Raw genomic sequence first — 16,107 nt, 5'->3', positions numbered from 1 at the left:
CCCTAAAGCAGACTGACAGACATCACAAATCCCCGGGTGGGGACTTGTGTATAAGAGACAGCCTCCCGGAGGGGGCTAGTAGTTCCAGCGATAACGCTGCAAGTCGATTTGCCCACTTCCTGATACCATCACACCTTCTGCCAGCAAGGCCTGGCGCTGGCGCTGTAAATCTGGACCGGTTAATGAGATTGTGCCGTGGCGATTAACTACCCGGTGCCAGGGCAACGTGCTACCTTCGGGCAGGCGCTTTAACACACCGCCAACCTGGCGCGCGGCACGGGGCGAGCCTGCCAGTTTCGCGACATCGCCGTAAGTAGTGACATACCCTTCGGGAATAGCGGCTACGATTTGCCACACGCGTTGGGGAAATGAATCTTCTTTTTCCATCTTTTCTTCCTGAGATAATTTTTCAGCATAATCTGGAAAAACGCCCGAGTGAAGCCGCATTGCGCAAGAAACCAGCATCTGGCACGCAATGGGTTGCAATTAGCAGGGGCAGCAGTGATAATGCGCCTGCGCGTTGGTTCTCAACGCTCTCAATGGGGGCTCTGTTGGTTCTCCCGCAACGCTACTCTGTTTACCAGGTCAGGTCCGGAAGGAAGCAGCCAAGGCAGATGACGCGTGTGCCGGGATGTAGCTGGCAGGGCCCCCACCCATTTCTGCCTTCCCACCGTTTCGTCAAAAAATCTCAATGTGGCTAAACTTTAACCACGACTGATGCCGCAAGAATTTTCTGGCTGCGCAGTACGCTTCGGAGGTATGTCTGATGAAGTATGTTGATGGTTTTGTGGTTGCTGTTCCTGCCGACAAAAAGGATGCCTATCGGGAAATGGCCGCAAAGGCCGCGCCGCTGTTTAAAGAGTTTGGCGCCCTGCGCATTGTTGAATGCTGGGCCAGCGATGTACCGAATGGCAAAGTGACCGATTTTCGCATGGCGGTCAAAGCGGAAGAGAATGAGGAAGTGGTTTTTAGCTGGATTGAATACCCTTCAAAAGAGGTCCGCGACGCTGCCAATCAGAAGATGATGTCAGACCCACGGATGAAAGAGTTTGGTGAGTCCATGCCGTTTGATGGTAAACGAATGATCTACGGTGGGTTCGAGTCAATCATCGACGAGTAGCGTGACGGGCTGTGCGGCGTGCCGCCAGCCCTAAAATTCACAGATGGTGTTCTGCCCAGCGTACAAACTCCTCTTTCGGTAATGCTTTGCTGTACAACCACCCCTGGCCGTAATGCACGCCATGCTGGCGTAGCCACTCTTCCTGTTTGCTGGTTTCGATCCCTTCCGCCACCATTTTAAGTTTCAGCGTTTTTGCCATTTCGATGATATGCGGTGTGACATTTTTATATTCCAGCGCATCAACGAAGGATTTATCGATCTTCAGAATATCGACATCCAAATCCTGCAAATAACTTAAGCTCGAATAACCGGTACCAAAATCATCAAGATAAATTTCATGACCAACCTGCCGATATCGGGAGATTACCGGGGCGCTGATTTTGGGATCGGCAAACTCGCGTTCGGTCAGTTCAAGAGCGATCTGTCTGGGGTTGACCTGGTAGTGATTGATCATTTCACGCAGCAATTGCGGGATTTTTTCCGAAGTGAGCACAGTGGATTCAAGATTGATCGAAATATGCTGCTGCGGATGCTGACGCAGCCAGTCGCCCATATCTTCAAACACCGTTTTTATAATATGCAGAGTCAGAGATTCTGACAGGCCAGTTTGTTGCGCCAGCGGGATAAAACTATCCGGTGACAACCAGCTACCGTCTGTCTGCGGCCAGCGCGCCAGCGCTTCGGCCCCGACAATCTTTCCATTTGATAATGAGATAATAGGCTGATAGTGCACGCAAATATCGCGGTTTTCGATAGCATCCTGCAGGCGATGATGCGGTGACTGGATACGGCGTAAAATCCGCAGAACGAACATTGCCGCCAGTAGGCCAATTAACAATCCGACAGGCAACCAGATAAAGACCTGCCGATACCAGCCTTTTTGTAATGTTTTTGTCGAAGTCCATGTGATGATGGAAATGTTCATCTCAGGGAGAGGCAGGATATCGTAAATGATTCCATTCTTTTCGATGTGTTCACCCGGTGTTTTTTGTAGCTGGGTAATAATTCCCTGGGCTATTTCGTCACTGCTGGTAATGATAATGTTATGCGCATTGCCAATAATCGCGGCATCAATTTGCCACGAGCTATAAGGAATCACATCTATAAACGAGGCTGGGTCAATCATCACTATGTAATGTGCAGTTCCCATAGCGACCATGTAGCGGATAATACCTAAATCGTTGTGCGAGGTTAACCATACCCGATAACCATCGTTCGATATTTTACCTGGCTCGGGGAAGGTATCAGGCGGACTTTCATGTTCCAGAGAAGAGCATTGAGGAACGTTGTTATCGACATAGACCACTTCCTGAATATAGCGATAGCTATAAGATACCCGGCGCATTTCCATTAAATGAGCCTCGCTACAGGCTGCGCCTCGCCATTTTTCCAGTTTTTGTAGTGCATCTTTCCCTTGCGACGCCACTTTGTTGGCGCGAATAGCGACGCGGGATGAGTAGGTATGCAGCTCCTCAACAAATGACGTTTCTACCTGTTGATGAGCCAGCCAGACGCTTAAGCCCACAGGCAGAAGAACGGAAAGGATCAGTACTCCTGAAATTAGGCTGACCAGATGTCGTGTTCTCACCAGCATGTCCTTATTTACGCAGTGTAGGGAAAGTATATCCGATAGCGAATAAGGGCATGCAAAAGATAAGTGATGCGGGGTAGTTTCGTTAAATGAGTTGTGGCAACGATTGTTGTCAATTCACCAGGCGCGGATGTTTACGCCTGGTGAGGGCGATACAATTTATGAAGTCGCTTCGGTGCGGGCGAGTGTGAAAATATCGTAAAAGGACAACTCACCTTTACGAGCGATCATTTTCTGCAGCTGTTCTTTGTGAATGTTCGCGACACGCGGCGAATTCAGAATAGCGTCGACCAATGCAGTAGGAACAAAGCGTGTATTGTACCATTCGCCGTTGTAGCAAACCCGGAAATCCAGAACGTCGATATCTTCGTAATGGTAACGCGGATAAACGTCAAAAAAGAAGAAACCGTTAAGCAGGATGAACAATACCACCAGGAGCCAGACTGAACCAACCAGCGTTTCAGACTGTAACATCACAGCCAGAGTGGCAAAAAAAGCGGCATACATGCCGATAAACAGCCCCGGATGTTTACGGATAAAACTGATACTAAAGCGAGGTTTGTTATCGCGTTTTTCGTGTGCATTCAGTGTATCAATTGTTTCGGTCAGCAGGCGTTGTATTTCAGTCATCTTTTGCCTTTGTGGTATCTGTAACTTTTCAGGGAACACCCTATTTTAACGAGGGAATACTATGATGAAAGTAACAGATTAACCACAATTTTGCATAACAGTTGCAACTATGGTTACAGTTTTTTAATGACAGTGGCCGGGTTACCGCCTACCACAACGTTAGCCGGAACATCTTTTGTGACGACGGCGCCAGAGGCCACCACGACGTTATCACCAATGGTCACACCAGGGTTGATGACAGCACGTCCGCCAATCCAGACGTTATTGCCGATTGTCACCGGTTTCCCCAGTTCAGCGCCACTATTACGTTCTGCCGGGTCGACAGGGTGCGTTGCGGTATAAATATGAACACCTGGTGCCAACATGCAATTATCACCGATACGAATCGGGCAGACATCGAGCATCACGCAATCGAAGTTGGCGTAAAACCCTTTGCCCAAAAAAATGTTATAGCCATAGTCGCAGCGAAAAGAGGGCTCAATATAAGCATCTGCTACCTGGCCGAATAAATCGGTGAGAATTTTCTGGCGTAATGTTTGTTCTTCCGGTGCGGAATGATTGTATTGGTGAATAAGCTGACGAGCGCGCAAGCGATCGCGAGATAACTCCTCATCTGCCGAGCGATACAACTCACCAGCAATCATCTTTTCTTTTTCTGTGCTCATTACTGACCTCCTGTTGCTGAAAATGCGGCAACACGGTAATGCGAAAAGTCAGTTAAGAGAACGTTCCCGTTTCCCGAGTGTGACGAAGGTCACATGCAGTATGCTTTCATTGCGAATAATATAATAATGTTAATAAACAGTCTGTTACATCTTCGAATGTCTGCTATTTAATTACCGAATAAATTTCCATACAGAGGAGGGGATCTTGTCGTACAGTTTATTCATGGTCAATTCTGCGAGGCGGTGATCTGCGGCTGAGTAAAATACCGCCAGTTCATTATCTGATAATTCGTATTTATTTTTCTCGATAACACGCTCAAGCGTGTCAATTGTCTGGCAACGACGCAGACGCATCAAATAATCGGTTTTCGTTAAAGGTTTATCGGACATACTTCTACCCATGGTTGTAATAATTCTAACAAGATAATCTCGCAGGATTCTCTTTAGTGGCATTCACAAAACAACGGAACAATCGGTTACCTGACTTCCGCCATTTCTGGAGATCCTGCATATTAATACCATAACTACTGAACAACATAAAGGTGTCGTCCAGATATTCATCTATCTGCTCAATGAGCTTATTGTCTTCATTATACTTAATTTTGTAATTAAGTGCGAAGGTTGCTATATGCTCAATGAGTTCATTAAGCTGCAGATTGATGGCCGAGGTAGGGTCGTTAACCCAACCATGGTTACTTTCTTCAAGGTTTGCAAGACAGTCATGATACAAGGTTTCGCAGAGAAATTTAAGCTGCGCGATATCATGTCTTTTTGGTGAGTATTCATCCATAACGCGTCCCCCTTCTTAGCGGTTGAACTAATGGACACCTTTTGGGATGGAAAACTTACAAACCTGGCCTTGCCCTCTCACTTGTTAGATTAACTATAAGCTACTCTTTGGCGGTTTTCATCGTATTATTACGAAAAATTACAATTAGGAGGAAGAGAGGGAAAAAAGGCTCTCTTCCTCATTCCAGCGTCGACGACGTAATGGCTAAAGCACTTTGTCTGATGCTATTCATAACATAACGTAATCAGGATGTTTGAGAGTGATTAAATGGTCTGACGATTTGTCACACTAATACCCAAGATTACTCTGATTATGATGTAATTGACATGAACAAATAAAGAATTGCCGCAAATAATTAAGAATAGCCTCTAGATGCCTGGGGGTTATTAAATCCATCGGTACTACTTAATATAAATTAACTAACAATAAGTATTTTTTATGAATTTTATGCGGTGTTAAAACTAACTTACGTTTGAAATCATTAACTATAAACATTTCGACATTAAGATTACGTGTATAAAAAAGGCCGCTTGCGCGGCCTTAGTGATTACGACGTTAATCAGTGATGATCGACTGTATGGCTATGTTCGATATCTTCATTTTTGCGGCTAAAGCGGCGGCGAACCACCACGAAGAACACCGGAACGAAGAAGATCGCCAGTACCGTTGCGGTCACCATCCCGCCCATTACACCGGTACCAACTGCGTTCTGCGCGCCGGAACCTGCACCAGTACTGATAACCAGCGGCATAACACCGAGGATAAATGCCAGCGAGGTCATCAGGATCGGACGTAAACGCATCCGCACCGCATCAAGCGTCGCTTCAATCAGACCTTTCCCTTCTTTATCCATCAAGTCTTTGGCGAATTCGACGATAAGTATCGCGTTCTTCGCCGACAACCCAATGGTTGTGAGCAGGCCCACCTGGAAGTAAACGTCGTTGGTCAGGCCGCGGAAGGTGGCTGCCAGCAATGCACCGATAACCCCCAGCGGAACCACCAGCATAACGGAGAACGGAATCGACCAACTCTCGTACAATGCTGCCAGACACAGGAACACGACAATCAACGAAATCGCATACAGCGACGGCGCCTGGTTGCCGGAGAGACGTTCCTGATAGGACATCCCCGTCCAGTCGTAACCAACACCGGTAGGCAGTTTGCTCGCCAGTTGTTCCATCAGCGCCATTGCCTCACCGGTACTCTTACCTGGTGCAGCCTGGCCTAAGATCTCCATGGATGGCAGGCCGTTGTAACGTTCCAGACGCGGCGAACCGTACTCCCAACGCGAAGAGGAGAATGCCGAGAACGGCACCATCTGGCCATCAGCAGCACGCACATACCAGTTGCCAATATCTTCCGGCAGCATGCGGTATTTTGCTTCTGACATGACGTAAACTTTCTTCACACGACCGCGGTCGATAAAGTCGTTCACGTAGCTGCCGCCCCATGCAGCGCCCAGAGTGGTGTTAATGTCGTTGATAGAAACACCCAGCGCCTGAGCTTTTTCCTGGTCGATATCAATCTTAAACTGTGGCGTATCTTCCAGACCGTTCGGACGCACGCTGGTCAGCAGATCAGGATGCTTCGCTGCTTCGCCCAGCAACTGGTTACGTGCCTGAGTCAGTTTTTCGTGACCGAGGCCAGCCTGGTCAATCAACTCAAAGTCGAAGCCGGTTGCCGTACCCAGTTCCACAATCGCAGGCAGGTTAAAGGCGAAGACCATCGCATCTTTAATTTGCGAGAAGGCGCGCGTCGCACGCATGGTAATCGCTTCAACTTTGTTTTCATCACCCGGACGATCAGCCCAGTCCTTCAACGAAACGAACGCAATACCGGTGTTCTGACCACGTCCCGCAAAGCCGAAGCCGTTAACGGCGAATACCGACTCAACGTTATTCTTCTCTTTGGTCAGATAGTAATCCGTCACCTCATTGAGCACTTTCTGCGTACGTTCCTGCGTCGCACCCGCTGGCAGTTGGACCATGGTCATAAATACACCCTGGTCTTCATCTGGCAAGAAGGAGCTTGGCAGACGTATAAACAGATACGCCATGCCAACCACAATGATCAGATACAGCACCAGATAACGCCCCGTACTGCGCAGAATACCGCCTACGCTGTCGGTGTAGTGGTGCGTGCTCTTCTCGAACATGCGGTTAAACCAGCCGAAGAAGCCTTTTTTGCCTTCGCCGTGATCGCCTTTAGCGATAGGTTTCAGCATAGTGGCACAAAGTGCCGGAGTCAGGATCAACGCTACCAGCACTGACAGTGCCATTGCCGAAACAATGGTAATGGAGAACTGACGATAGATTGCACCAGTAGAGCCGCCGAAGAAGGCCATCGGGATGAATACCGCCGACAGCACCATCGCGATACCCACCAGTGCGCCCTGAATCTGCCCCATTGATTTACGTGTGGCTTCTTTCGGCGGCAGACCTTCTTCCGCCATCACACGTTCAACGTTTTCTACCACAACGATGGCGTCATCCACCAACAGGCCGATGGCGAGCACCATCCCGAACATTGTTAGCGTGTTTATCGAGAAGCCAAAGGCGGCAAGGACGGCAAAGGTCCCCAGCAATACCACCGGTACGGCAATGGTCGGAATCAGCGTCGCGCGGAAGTTCTGCAGGAACAGATACATTACCAGGAACACGAGGATGATCGCTTCGACCAGCGTTTTAACCACTTCGTGAATGGAGATTTTCACGAATGGCGTCGTGTCGTACGGATAAACGATTTTCAGACCTGACGGGAAGAATGGTTCCATCTTCGCCAGTTCAGCACGGATTGCCGCAGCGGTTTCCAGCGCGTTCGCACCGGTCGCCAGCTTGATACCCAGACCAGAAGCCGGTTGTCCGTTAAATTCCGCGATGATGTCGTAGTTCTCGCCACCCAGCTCAATCTTCGCCACATCACGCAGCAGCACGCGGGAACCATCCTGATTTACTTTCAGCAGAATTTTGCCGAACTCTTCAGTAGAGGTCAGACGCGTCTGAGCAATAATAGAGGCGTTAAGCTGCTGGCCTTTCACCGGCGGTGTACCGCCGAGCTGACCAGCTGCAACCTGGGCGTTCTGTGCTTTGATAGCGGTAATGACATCAACCGGCGTTAGCTGGTATTTGTTCAACTCATTCGGATTCATCCAGATACGCATCGCGTACTGTGAACCGAACAGCTGAACGTCACCAACGCCCGACGTACGGCTAATGGCATCTTTCATGTTCGCCGCCACGTAGTCGGAGATATCTTCCTGCGTCATGGTGCCGTCGGTGTTGATAACGCCGACAACCATCAGGAAGCTGCTGGAAGATTTCTCAACGCTCACCCCTTGCTGCTGTACTTCTTGCGGCAGCAACGGCATCGCCAGTTGCAGTTTGTTCTGCACCTGAACCTGCGCGATATCCGCATCAGTACCAGACTCAAAGGTCAGGGTGATTTGCACAGTACCCGTGGAGTCACTGTTAGAAGACATATACATCAGGTTATCGATACCGTTCATATTCTGTTCGATAACCTGTGTCACCGTGTCCTGCACTGTTTTCGCATCAGCGCCGGGGTAGGAGGCGGAGATCGTGACCGCCGGTGGTGCAATCGTAGGATATTGCGCCACCGGCAGTTTGAGGATCGCCAGCCCCCCTGCCAACATGATAATGATGGCGATCACCCACGCAAAAATCGGGCGATCGATAAAGAAATTAGGCATGTCTTAACGGCTCCTGTTTAAGTTAAGACTTGGACTGTTCAGGCTGAGTACCGCTTGCGGCTTGCTGGTTATTATCAGCGGTAACTTCTTGTGCTTTTACCTGGACACCAGGACGCACTTTCTGCAGCCCACTTATTACTACGCGATCGCCTGCTTTCAGACCTTCTGTCACCAGCCACTTATCGCCGATGGCCTGGCTTGCAACGATTGGACGGGTTTCCACTTTGTCATCCGCGCCAACCACCAGTACGGTAGCTTCGCCGCGCGGCGTACGGGTTACGCCCTGTTGCGGGACCAAAATGGCGTTTGGATTAAGCCCTTCTTCCAGACGGGCGCGCACGAACATACCCGGCAGCAGAGTGTGATCCGGGTTCGGGAAGATCGCGCGTAAAGTGATAGAACCGGTGGTCTGATCAACAGTCACATCAGAGAACTCCAGCGTACCGTCCTGCGGGAACTTAATGCCGTCACTGGTGATCAGCGAGACTTTGGCTTTGCCGTTTTCTTGTTTCAGCGTACCGTTTGCCAGCTCCTGTTTCAGACGCAGGAAGTCGTTGCTGGACTGGGTAACATCCACATAGATAGGATCAAGTTGCTGCACAGTCGCCAGCGCAGTCGCCTGACCGTTTTGCACCAATGCGCCTTCCGTCACGTTCGATTTACCAATACGGCCAGTGATAGGAGAGGTGACTTTGGTGTAAGCCAGATTGATCCGCGCGGTTTCAACAGCCGCTTTCGCCGCAGTAACAGCAGCATTTGCCTGTTGTGCATCAGCCAGCGCCTGATCGTACTCTTGCTTACTGATGTACTGAGTACCCAGCAGTTTCTGGTAACGATTAACAGTCAGTTGCGCGATATTGGCAGCAGCCTGCGCTTTCGCCAGATCGCCTTTTGCACTGTCGTACGCCGCCTGGTAGGTAGCAGGATCAATCTGATAAAGAGAGACACCTGCCTGGATGTCGCTACCCTCTTTGAAATTACGCTTCAGGATAATCCCGCTAACTTGAGGACGAACTTCTGCGATCCGGAAAGCACTGGTGCGGCCCGGAAGCTCGGTTGTGATCTGCAGAGGTTCAGTTTTGACTGTTACTACCCCAACGGCGGGCATCTGCTGGCCACCTTGTTGGGCCTGTTTGTCGTCACATCCTGTAAGCGCTAAGCTGCCTGAGAGCATCAGAACGATCGCCAGAGGCGTAAACCCTCTGTTTTTGTTCATATGTAAACCTCGAGTGTCCGATTTCAAATTGGTCAATGGTCAAAAGTCGATAAACCCATTGCTGCGTTTATATTATCGTCGTGCTATGGTACATACATTCATAAATGTATGTAAATCTAACGCCTGTAAATTCACTAACATATGGCACGAAAAACCAAACAAGAAGCGCAAGAAACGCGTCAACACATCCTCGATGTGGCGCTACGTCTTTTCTCACAGCAGGGGGTATCATCCACCTCACTGGGAGAGATTGCAAAAGCGGCAGGCGTTACGCGCGGTGCAATCTACTGGCATTTTAAAGACAAGTCGGATTTGTTCAGTGAGATCTGGGAGCTGTCAGAATCCAATATTGGTGAACTAGAGCTTGAGTATCAGGCAAAATTCCCTGACGATCCACTCTCAGTTTTAAGAGAAATACTAATTCATGTGCTTGAATCGACGGTGACAGAAGAACGGCGTCGATTATTGATGGAGATTATATTCCACAAATGCGAATTTGTCGGAGAAATGGCTGTTGTCCAACAGGCACAACGTAATCTCTGTCTGGAAAGTTATGAACGTATTGAGCAAACGTTAAGACATTGTATTGAAAAGAAATTATTGCCTACCGATTTAATGACGCGCCGTGCGGCGATAATAATGCGCGGTTATATTTCCGGCCTGATGGAAAACTGGCTGTTTGCACCGCAATCTTTTGATCTCAAAAAAGAAGCGCGCGATTACGTTGCCATTTTGTTGGAAATGTATCTCCTTTGCCCGACCCTGCGTACCCCCGCAGTCAACGAAAAATCCTGAATCAGACTCCAGGATTTATCCTGGACATTTTCGCTGTTGCTATTCTGACTCTCTACGCCGTGATATTCTAGCCGCCCGACTAGTTCAGGTCGTTCTTCAGGTTCAGAAACCTTCATTCATCATGACTATGTTCCAGTATTACAAACGATCACGGCATTTTGTTTTTTCAGCATTTATTGCTTTTGTTCTTGTCTTGTTATGCCAGAACACAGCGTTTGCACGGGCGTCATCGAATGGTGATCTACCGACGAAAGCAGACCTGCAGGCACAACTTGACTCACTTAATAAACAAAAAGATCTTTCTGCCCAGGACAAACTGGTGCAGCAAGATATTACTGACACGTTAGCTACCCTCGAGAAAATCGATCGCGTAAAAGACGAAACGGTGCAATTACGGCAAAAAGTTGCTGAAGCGCCAGAGAAAATGCGGCAAGCGACCGCAGCGTTAACTGCGCTTAACGATGTGGATAACGACGAAGAAACCCGCAAAATTCTGAGTACGCTCTCGTTGCGCCAGTTGGAGTTACGTGTCTCCCAGGCGCTGGACGATTTGCAGAATGCACAAAACGATCTGGCTTCTTATAACAGCCAGTTAGTTTCGTTACAGACGCAGCCTGAACGCGTGCAAAATGCGATGTATACCGCCTCGCAGCAGCTGCAACAAATTCGCAGCCGCCTGGATGGAACCGAGGTTGGCGAAGCCGCCTTACGCCCCAGTCAGAAAGTGTTACTGCAGGCACAGCAGGCTTTGCTGAATGCCGAGATTGACCAACAGCGTAAAAGCCTGGAAGGGAACACCGTCTTACAGGACACCCTGCAAAAGCAGCGTGATTACGTGACGGCGAACAGTGCGCGTCTTGAGCATCAGCTACAACTGTTGCAGGAGGCGGTGAACAGCAAGCGCCTGACATTAACCGAAAAAACGGCGCAGGAAGCTGTTACCCCGGATGAAGCTGCGCGTATTCAGGCTAATCCGTTGGTGAAGCAGGAGCTGGAAATAAACCAGCAATTAAGCCAGCGTCTGATTACCGCTACCGAAAACGGTAATGTCCTGATGCAGCAAAACATCAAAGTCAAAAACTGGCTGGAGCGGGCGCTGCAATCGGAACGTAATATCAAAGAACAGATTTCTGTCCTGAAGGGCAGTCTATTACTGTCGCGCATCCTCTATCAGCAACAACAAACGCTGCCCTCGGCGGATGAACTGGAAAATATGACCAACCGCATCGCGGACTTGCGTCTCGAACAGTTTGAAGTCAACCAGCAGCGTGACGCGCTGTTCCAGAGCGATGCGTTCGTCAGCAAGCTGGAAGAAGGTCACGCCAACGAAGTCAACGGCGAAGTTCACGATGCGTTATTGCAAGTGGTTGATATGCGTCGCGAACTGTTAGATCAGCTTAACAAACAGTTGGGTAACCAGCTGATGATGGCCATTAATCTGCAAATCAACCAGCAGCAGTTAATGAGCGTATCGAAAAACCTGAAATCCATCCTGACTCAGCAAATCTTTTGGGTGAACAGTAACCGTCCGATGGACTGGGACTGGATCAAAGGGTTCCCGCAAAGCCTGAAAGATGAATTTAAGTCGATGAAAATCACGGTGAACTGGGAAAAAGCCTGGCCTGCCGTCTTTATCGCTTTTCTCGCCGGTTTGCCGCTGCTGTTGATTGCCGGGCTGATCCACTGGCGTTTGGGGTGGCTGAAAGCGTATCAACAAAAGCTGGCTTCGGCTGTGGGATCTCTTCGTAACGACAGCCAGCTCAACACACCAAAAGCGATTCTTATCGACCTGATCCGCGCACTGCCGGTATGCCTGATTATTCTCGCTGTTGGCCTGATTCTGCTGACTATGCAGCTCAACATCAGTGAATTATTGTGGTCGTTCAGCAAAAAACTGGCGATTTTCTGGCTGGTGTTTGGCCTGTGCTGGAAAGTGCTGGAGAAAAACGGTGTTGCCGTGCGTCACTTCGGCATGCCGGAACAGCAGACCAGCCACTGGCGTCGGCAAATTGTCCGCATCAGCCTCGCGTTGCTGCCAATCCATTTCTGGTCTGTGGTGGCAGAACTCTCCCCGCTGCATCTGATGGATGATGTGCTGGGGCAGGCGATGATTTTCTTTAACTTGCTGCTGATTGCCTTCCTGGTGTGGCCGATGTGCCGCGAAAGCTGGCGTGATAAAGAGTCGCACACCATGCGTCTGGTCACCATTACCGTGCTGTCGATTATCCCGATTGCGCTGATGGTGCTGACCGCTACGGGTTATTTTTACACCACGCTGCGCCTCTCCGGGCGTTGGATCGAAACTGTTTATCTGGTGATCATCTGGAACCTGCTGTACCAGACCGTACTGCGCGGCTTAAGCGTGGCGGCACGGCGTATCGCCTGGCGCCGTGCGCTGGCGCGTCGACAGAATCTGGTGAAAGAGGGCGCAGAAGGTGCCGAACCGCCGGAAGAACCCACCATTGCACTGGAGCAGGTTAACCAGCAGACGTTGCGTATAACTATGTTGCTGATGTTTGCGCTGTTCGGTGTCATGTTCTGGGCAATTTGGTCCGATTTGATAACCGTGTTCAGCTATCTCGACAGCATAACCCTGTGGCATTACAACGGCACTGAAGCCGGGGCTGCGGTGGTGAAAAACGTCACCATGGGTAGCCTGCTGTTTGCGATTATTGCATCGATGGTTGCCTGGGCGCTGATCCGCAACCTGCCAGGTTTGCTGGAAGTACTGGTGCTGTCGCGCCTGAACATGCGCCAGGGGGCATCGTATGCCATCACCACTATCCTGAACTACATCATTATTGCCGTGGGTGCGATGACAGTGTTTGGGTCGCTTGGTGTGTCGTGGGATAAACTCCAGTGGCTGGCGGCGGCATTATCTGTAGGTCTGGGTTTTGGTTTACAAGAGATCTTCGGTAACTTCGTCTCTGGTTTGATCATCCTGTTCGAACGCCCGGTGCGCATTGGCGATACGGTCACTATCGGTACGTTCTCCGGAACGGTCAGTAAGATCCGTATTCGTGCGACGACTATTACGGACTTCGATCGCAAAGAGGTGATCATCCCGAACAAAGCGTTCGTAACCGAGCGTCTGATCAACTGGTCGTTAACCGACACCACCACGCGTCTGGTGATCCGCCTGGGCGTGGCCTACGGTTCCGATCTGGAAAAAGTCCGCAGAGTACTGCTGCAGGCGGCGACTGAGCATCCAAGGGTGATGCACGAACCAATGCCGGAAGTCTTCTTTACGGCATTTGGCGCCAGCACCCTGGATCACGAACTGCGCCTGTACGTTCGTGAACTGCGGGATCGTAGCCGCACCGTCGATGAGCTGAACCGTACTATCGATCAGTTGTGCCGTGAAAACGACATCAACATTGCCTTTAACCAGCTTGAAGTGCATCTGCACAACGAGAAGGGCGATGAAGTGACGGAAGTGAAACGTGACTACAAAGGTGATGATCCGACGCCCGCGGTAGGGTAATAACGAAAGGGGCGGCATTTAGCCGCCCCCGATAATGCTGACAAAGTGCGCGTTGTTCATGCCGGATGCGGCGTGGCTACCTTGTCCGGCCTACAAAACAGCGAAAATTCAATATATTGCAGGAGTGGTGTAGGCCTGATAAGCGTAGCGCATCAGGCAATTTTGCGTTTACCAGCAATCAGAGGGCGGCATCTGGCTGCCCCATTTATTTATCACTTTTCGTCTCATCATCGCGCGTTAATTTCTTTTCATAATCACGCTTTACAATATCCAGCGCACGCAGCACGGTGCTTGCAGGGATCTGATTTTCCTCCAGCAGCACAATTAAATCGACGGCCAGTTTGACATCGTCAGGGGCATTTTCCAGTGACATACTTTCTCCATTGTTAGCGGGTTAAACGCGCTAACCTGTTTTCGATTTTTTCCAGTGCATGACGGCACCGCGCCAGACGGGCCTCATAAGCTTCCACTTCACGATGCAGCGTTTGCTGTTCAATGAGATCGGTCGCCCGCGCCAGACGGGCTTTACGTTCGGCAACCATCTCACGTAGCCGCCTCTCAAATTCCTGATGCTGAATACGTTTACGCTGCCAGCGGGCAATTTTGGGTGGTGCGCTATCCCACTCGCGTAGCGACCAGGCTGCGGCCTCACGCGCTATAGCCTCCAGTTGCGCCGCCAGATGTTCTGCCAGCCAGGCGACTTGCGGCAGTTGCTGTTGCTCAACAGCATGGCGAAGCGCGGACAAATTATCTCCCGCTTCTTCCAGGCACGCCTGTAACGTTGTCGCACGGGTCTGAAAAAGATGCCTGTCGAAACGGGCGCTTAACGTGCCGAACTGCGACACCGGGGCGCAACGCTGGCGCAGCGTAGCAAGCTGACTTTCCAGTTTTTCCAGCAGCAGGGCAGTTTTCACGATAAGACCTCAATGAAAATGATAATTGTTATGCTAAAGTAGCCACTCTGTATGCTGACTACTCATAATATGCAACGAATCATTTTAATCATCATTGGCTGGCTGGCGGTAGTGTTGGGTACGCTGGGCGTGGTATTACCGGTATTGCCGACTACGCCATTTATCCTGCTGGCTGCCTGGTGCTTTGCCCGTTCATCGCCGCGCTTCCACGCCTGGTTGCTGTACCGCTCATGGTTTGGCAGCTATTTACGCTTCTGGCAGAAATATCATGCGATGCCACGTGGTGCAAAGCCTCGGGCGATATTCATTATTTTACTGACTTTTGCGATTTCACTTTGGTTCGTTCATATGACGTGGGTGCGGATTCTGTTATTGGTGATCCTCGGCTGTTTGCTGATTTTTATGTGGCGAATCCCGGTGATTGATGAAAAGCAATAAAAACGGCAAAGCACAACAATCGCTGTTGCAATTATCGCCCGCAGCCAGTACATTCTGGCGTTTTCGAGCACAGGCGCAGGCGGTCAAAGGTTAAACAACTGTTACTTTTGACTCGTTTAAAACGCGCCGTGAGTACCACCGTAACAAGCAGGCATACACTTATGACCGCGACTGCACAGCAGCTTGAGTATCTCAAAAATAGCATCAAAAGCATTCAGGACTACCCGAAACCCGGCATTCTTTTCCGCGATGTCACCAGCTTACTGGAAGACCCGAAAGCTTACGCTCTCAGCATCGATTTACTGGTTGAGCGTTACAAAAATGCGGGTATTACCAAAGTTGTCGGCACTGAAGCTCGTGGCTTCTTGTTCGGCGCTCCGGTAGCACTGGGTCTGGGCGTTGGTTTTGTGCCAGTACGTAAACCGGGCAAACTGCCGCGCGAAACTATCAACGAATCTTACGAACTGGAATACGGCACCGATAAGCTGGAAATCCACGTTGATGCCATTAAACCTGGCGACAAAGTGCTGGTGGTTGATGATTTGCTGGCAACAGGCGGCACCATTGAAGCGACTGTGAAACTGATCCGTCGCCTGGGTGGTGAAGTCACTGATGCTGCGTTCATCATTAATCTGTTCGATCTTGGCGGCGAACAGCGCCTCGAAAAGCAGGGCATTACCTGTTATAGCCTTGTCCCGTTCCCGGGCCATTAATTTTCGCCAGCCCACGTCATGGGCAGCACAAGTTGTACATTC

15 protein-coding genes and 1 other RNA gene are annotated in these 16,107 nt (G+C 50.1%); 6 read left to right on the top strand and 10 right to left on the bottom strand.

The window, feature by feature from the left end:
* Positions 1–75: 75 nt before the first annotated feature.
* Positions 76–387 carry an MGMT family protein gene (locus A9180_RS12640; RefSeq protein WP_000409911.1) on the bottom strand — a complete coding sequence of 104 codons (312 nt, stop codon included), beginning with the start codon at positions 385–387 and terminating at the stop codon, positions 76–78.
* Between the two features lie 162 nt (positions 388–549).
* Between A9180_RS12640 and ffs the strand changes: the two genes are divergently transcribed.
* Positions 550–646, top strand: an RNA gene (gene ffs, locus A9180_RS12635) — signal recognition particle sRNA small type.
* Positions 647–766: 120 nt separating this feature from the next.
* The gene (locus A9180_RS12630; protein ID WP_064529090.1) at positions 767–1,120 is read left to right on the top strand and encodes a DUF1428 domain-containing protein; all 354 of its coding nucleotides are present in this window, start codon (positions 767–769) and stop codon (positions 1,118–1,120) included.
* Positions 1,121–1,157: 37 nt separating this feature from the next.
* On the opposite strand, the gene A9180_RS12625 is transcribed toward A9180_RS12630, so the two are convergent.
* The 7 genes from A9180_RS12625 to acrA form a co-directional block, all read right to left on the bottom strand.
* Positions 1,158–2,708 (bottom strand): EAL domain-containing protein, encoded by a 1,551-nt coding sequence (locus A9180_RS12625; protein WP_064529100.1) that lies wholly within the window; start codon positions 2,706–2,708, stop codon positions 1,158–1,160.
* Positions 2,709–2,870: 162 nt separating this feature from the next.
* A complete protein-coding gene (locus tag A9180_RS12620; protein ID WP_064529089.1) occupies positions 2,871–3,341 on the bottom strand; it encodes a YlaC family protein in 471 nt (156 codons plus the stop codon).
* A gap of 113 nt (positions 3,342–3,454) precedes the next feature.
* Positions 3,455–4,006, bottom strand: a complete 552-nt coding sequence (gene maa, locus A9180_RS12615; RefSeq protein ID WP_064529088.1) for a maltose O-acetyltransferase — start codon at positions 4,004–4,006, stop codon at positions 3,455–3,457.
* Positions 4,007–4,177: 171 nt separating this feature from the next.
* Positions 4,178–4,396: an HHA domain-containing protein gene (locus A9180_RS12610; protein ID WP_001280991.1), complete on the bottom strand. Its 219-nt coding sequence runs from the start codon at positions 4,394–4,396 to the stop codon at positions 4,178–4,180.
* Positions 4,397–4,421: 25 nt separating this feature from the next.
* Positions 4,422–4,796 (bottom strand): Hha toxicity modulator TomB, encoded by a 375-nt coding sequence (gene tomB / locus A9180_RS12605; protein ID WP_064529087.1) that lies wholly within the window; start codon positions 4,794–4,796, stop codon positions 4,422–4,424.
* A 559-nt stretch (positions 4,797–5,355) separates the two neighbouring features.
* Positions 5,356–8,505, bottom strand: a complete 3,150-nt coding sequence (gene acrB / locus A9180_RS12600) for an efflux RND transporter permease AcrB (RefSeq protein ID WP_064529086.1) — start codon at positions 8,503–8,505, stop codon at positions 5,356–5,358.
* 22 nt (positions 8,506–8,527) lie between these two features.
* The gene (gene acrA / locus A9180_RS12595; protein WP_064529085.1) at positions 8,528–9,721 is read right to left on the bottom strand and encodes a multidrug efflux RND transporter periplasmic adaptor subunit AcrA; all 1,194 of its coding nucleotides are present in this window, start codon (positions 9,719–9,721) and stop codon (positions 8,528–8,530) included.
* Between the two features lie 141 nt (positions 9,722–9,862).
* On the opposite strand from acrA, the gene acrR reads away from it, so the two are divergent.
* Together acrR and mscK are read left to right on the top strand one after the other, a co-directional pair.
* Positions 9,863–10,516, top strand: a complete 654-nt coding sequence (acrR, locus tag A9180_RS12590; RefSeq protein WP_064529084.1) for a multidrug efflux transporter transcriptional repressor AcrR — start codon at positions 9,863–9,865, stop codon at positions 10,514–10,516.
* Between the two features lie 121 nt (positions 10,517–10,637).
* Complete coding sequence (gene mscK, locus A9180_RS12585) at positions 10,638–14,000, top strand: mechanosensitive channel MscK (protein ID WP_064529083.1); 3,363 nt, start codon at positions 10,638–10,640, stop codon at positions 13,998–14,000.
* Positions 14,001–14,205: 205 nt separating this feature from the next.
* Here mscK and rsmS read toward each other — a convergent pair whose 3' ends face one another.
* Together rsmS and priC are read right to left on the bottom strand one after the other, a co-directional pair.
* Positions 14,206–14,373: a pleiotropic regulatory protein RsmS gene (gene rsmS / locus A9180_RS12580; RefSeq protein ID WP_064529082.1), complete on the bottom strand. Its 168-nt coding sequence runs from the start codon at positions 14,371–14,373 to the stop codon at positions 14,206–14,208.
* A 13-nt stretch (positions 14,374–14,386) separates the two neighbouring features.
* Positions 14,387–14,914, bottom strand: a complete 528-nt coding sequence (gene priC / locus A9180_RS12575) for a primosomal replication protein N'' (RefSeq protein WP_064529081.1) — start codon at positions 14,912–14,914, stop codon at positions 14,387–14,389.
* 69 nt (positions 14,915–14,983) lie between these two features.
* On the opposite strand from priC, the gene A9180_RS12570 reads away from it, so the two are divergent.
* Both A9180_RS12570 and apt read left to right on the top strand, forming a co-directional pair.
* Positions 14,984–15,352 (top strand): DUF454 family protein, encoded by a 369-nt coding sequence (locus A9180_RS12570; protein ID WP_064529099.1) that lies wholly within the window; start codon positions 14,984–14,986, stop codon positions 15,350–15,352.
* 161 nt (positions 15,353–15,513) lie between these two features.
* The gene (gene apt / locus A9180_RS12560) at positions 15,514–16,065 is read left to right on the top strand and encodes an adenine phosphoribosyltransferase (RefSeq protein ID WP_064529079.1); all 552 of its coding nucleotides are present in this window, start codon (positions 15,514–15,516) and stop codon (positions 16,063–16,065) included.
* The last annotated feature ends 42 nt before the right edge of the window (positions 16,066–16,107 follow it).

It is taken from the genome of Escherichia sp. B1147 (genome assembly GCF_001660175.1).
GTDB classification, from domain to species: domain Bacteria; phylum Pseudomonadota; class Gammaproteobacteria; order Enterobacterales; family Enterobacteriaceae; genus Escherichia; species Escherichia whittamii.
The sequence above is the reverse complement of the archived record's forward strand: the minus strand, read 5'-3'. Positions and strand labels throughout refer to the sequence as shown.

Coding starts and splice junctions, on each gene's coding strand:
- A9180_RS12640 (WP_000409911.1), bottom strand. CDS start 387: ATGGAAAAAGAAGATTCATTTCCCCAACGCGTGTGGCAAATCGTAGCC.
- A9180_RS12630 (WP_064529090.1), top strand. CDS start 767: ATGAAGTATGTTGATGGTTTTGTGGTTGCTGTTCCTGCCGACAAAAAG.
- A9180_RS12620 (WP_064529089.1), bottom strand. CDS start 3,341: ATGACTGAAATACAACGCCTGCTGACCGAAACAATTGATACACTGAAT.
- maa (WP_064529088.1), bottom strand. CDS start 4,006: ATGAGCACAGAAAAAGAAAAGATGATTGCTGGTGAGTTGTATCGCTCG.
- A9180_RS12610 (WP_001280991.1), bottom strand. CDS start 4,396: ATGTCCGATAAACCTTTAACGAAAACCGATTATTTGATGCGTCTGCGT.
- tomB (WP_064529087.1), bottom strand. CDS start 4,796: ATGGATGAATACTCACCAAAAAGACATGATATCGCGCAGCTTAAATTT.
- acrB (WP_064529086.1), bottom strand. CDS start 8,505: ATGCCTAATTTCTTTATCGATCGCCCGATTTTTGCGTGGGTGATCGCC.
- acrA (WP_064529085.1), bottom strand. CDS start 9,721: ATGAACAAAAACAGAGGGTTTACGCCTCTGGCGATCGTTCTGATGCTC.
- acrR (WP_064529084.1), top strand. CDS start 9,863: ATGGCACGAAAAACCAAACAAGAAGCGCAAGAAACGCGTCAACACATC.
- mscK (WP_064529083.1), top strand. CDS start 10,638: ATGACTATGTTCCAGTATTACAAACGATCACGGCATTTTGTTTTTTCA.
- rsmS (WP_064529082.1), bottom strand. CDS start 14,373: ATGTCACTGGAAAATGCCCCTGACGATGTCAAACTGGCCGTCGATTTA.
- A9180_RS12570 (WP_064529099.1), top strand. CDS start 14,984: ATGCAACGAATCATTTTAATCATCATTGGCTGGCTGGCGGTAGTGTTG.
- apt (WP_064529079.1), top strand. CDS start 15,514: ATGACCGCGACTGCACAGCAGCTTGAGTATCTCAAAAATAGCATCAAA.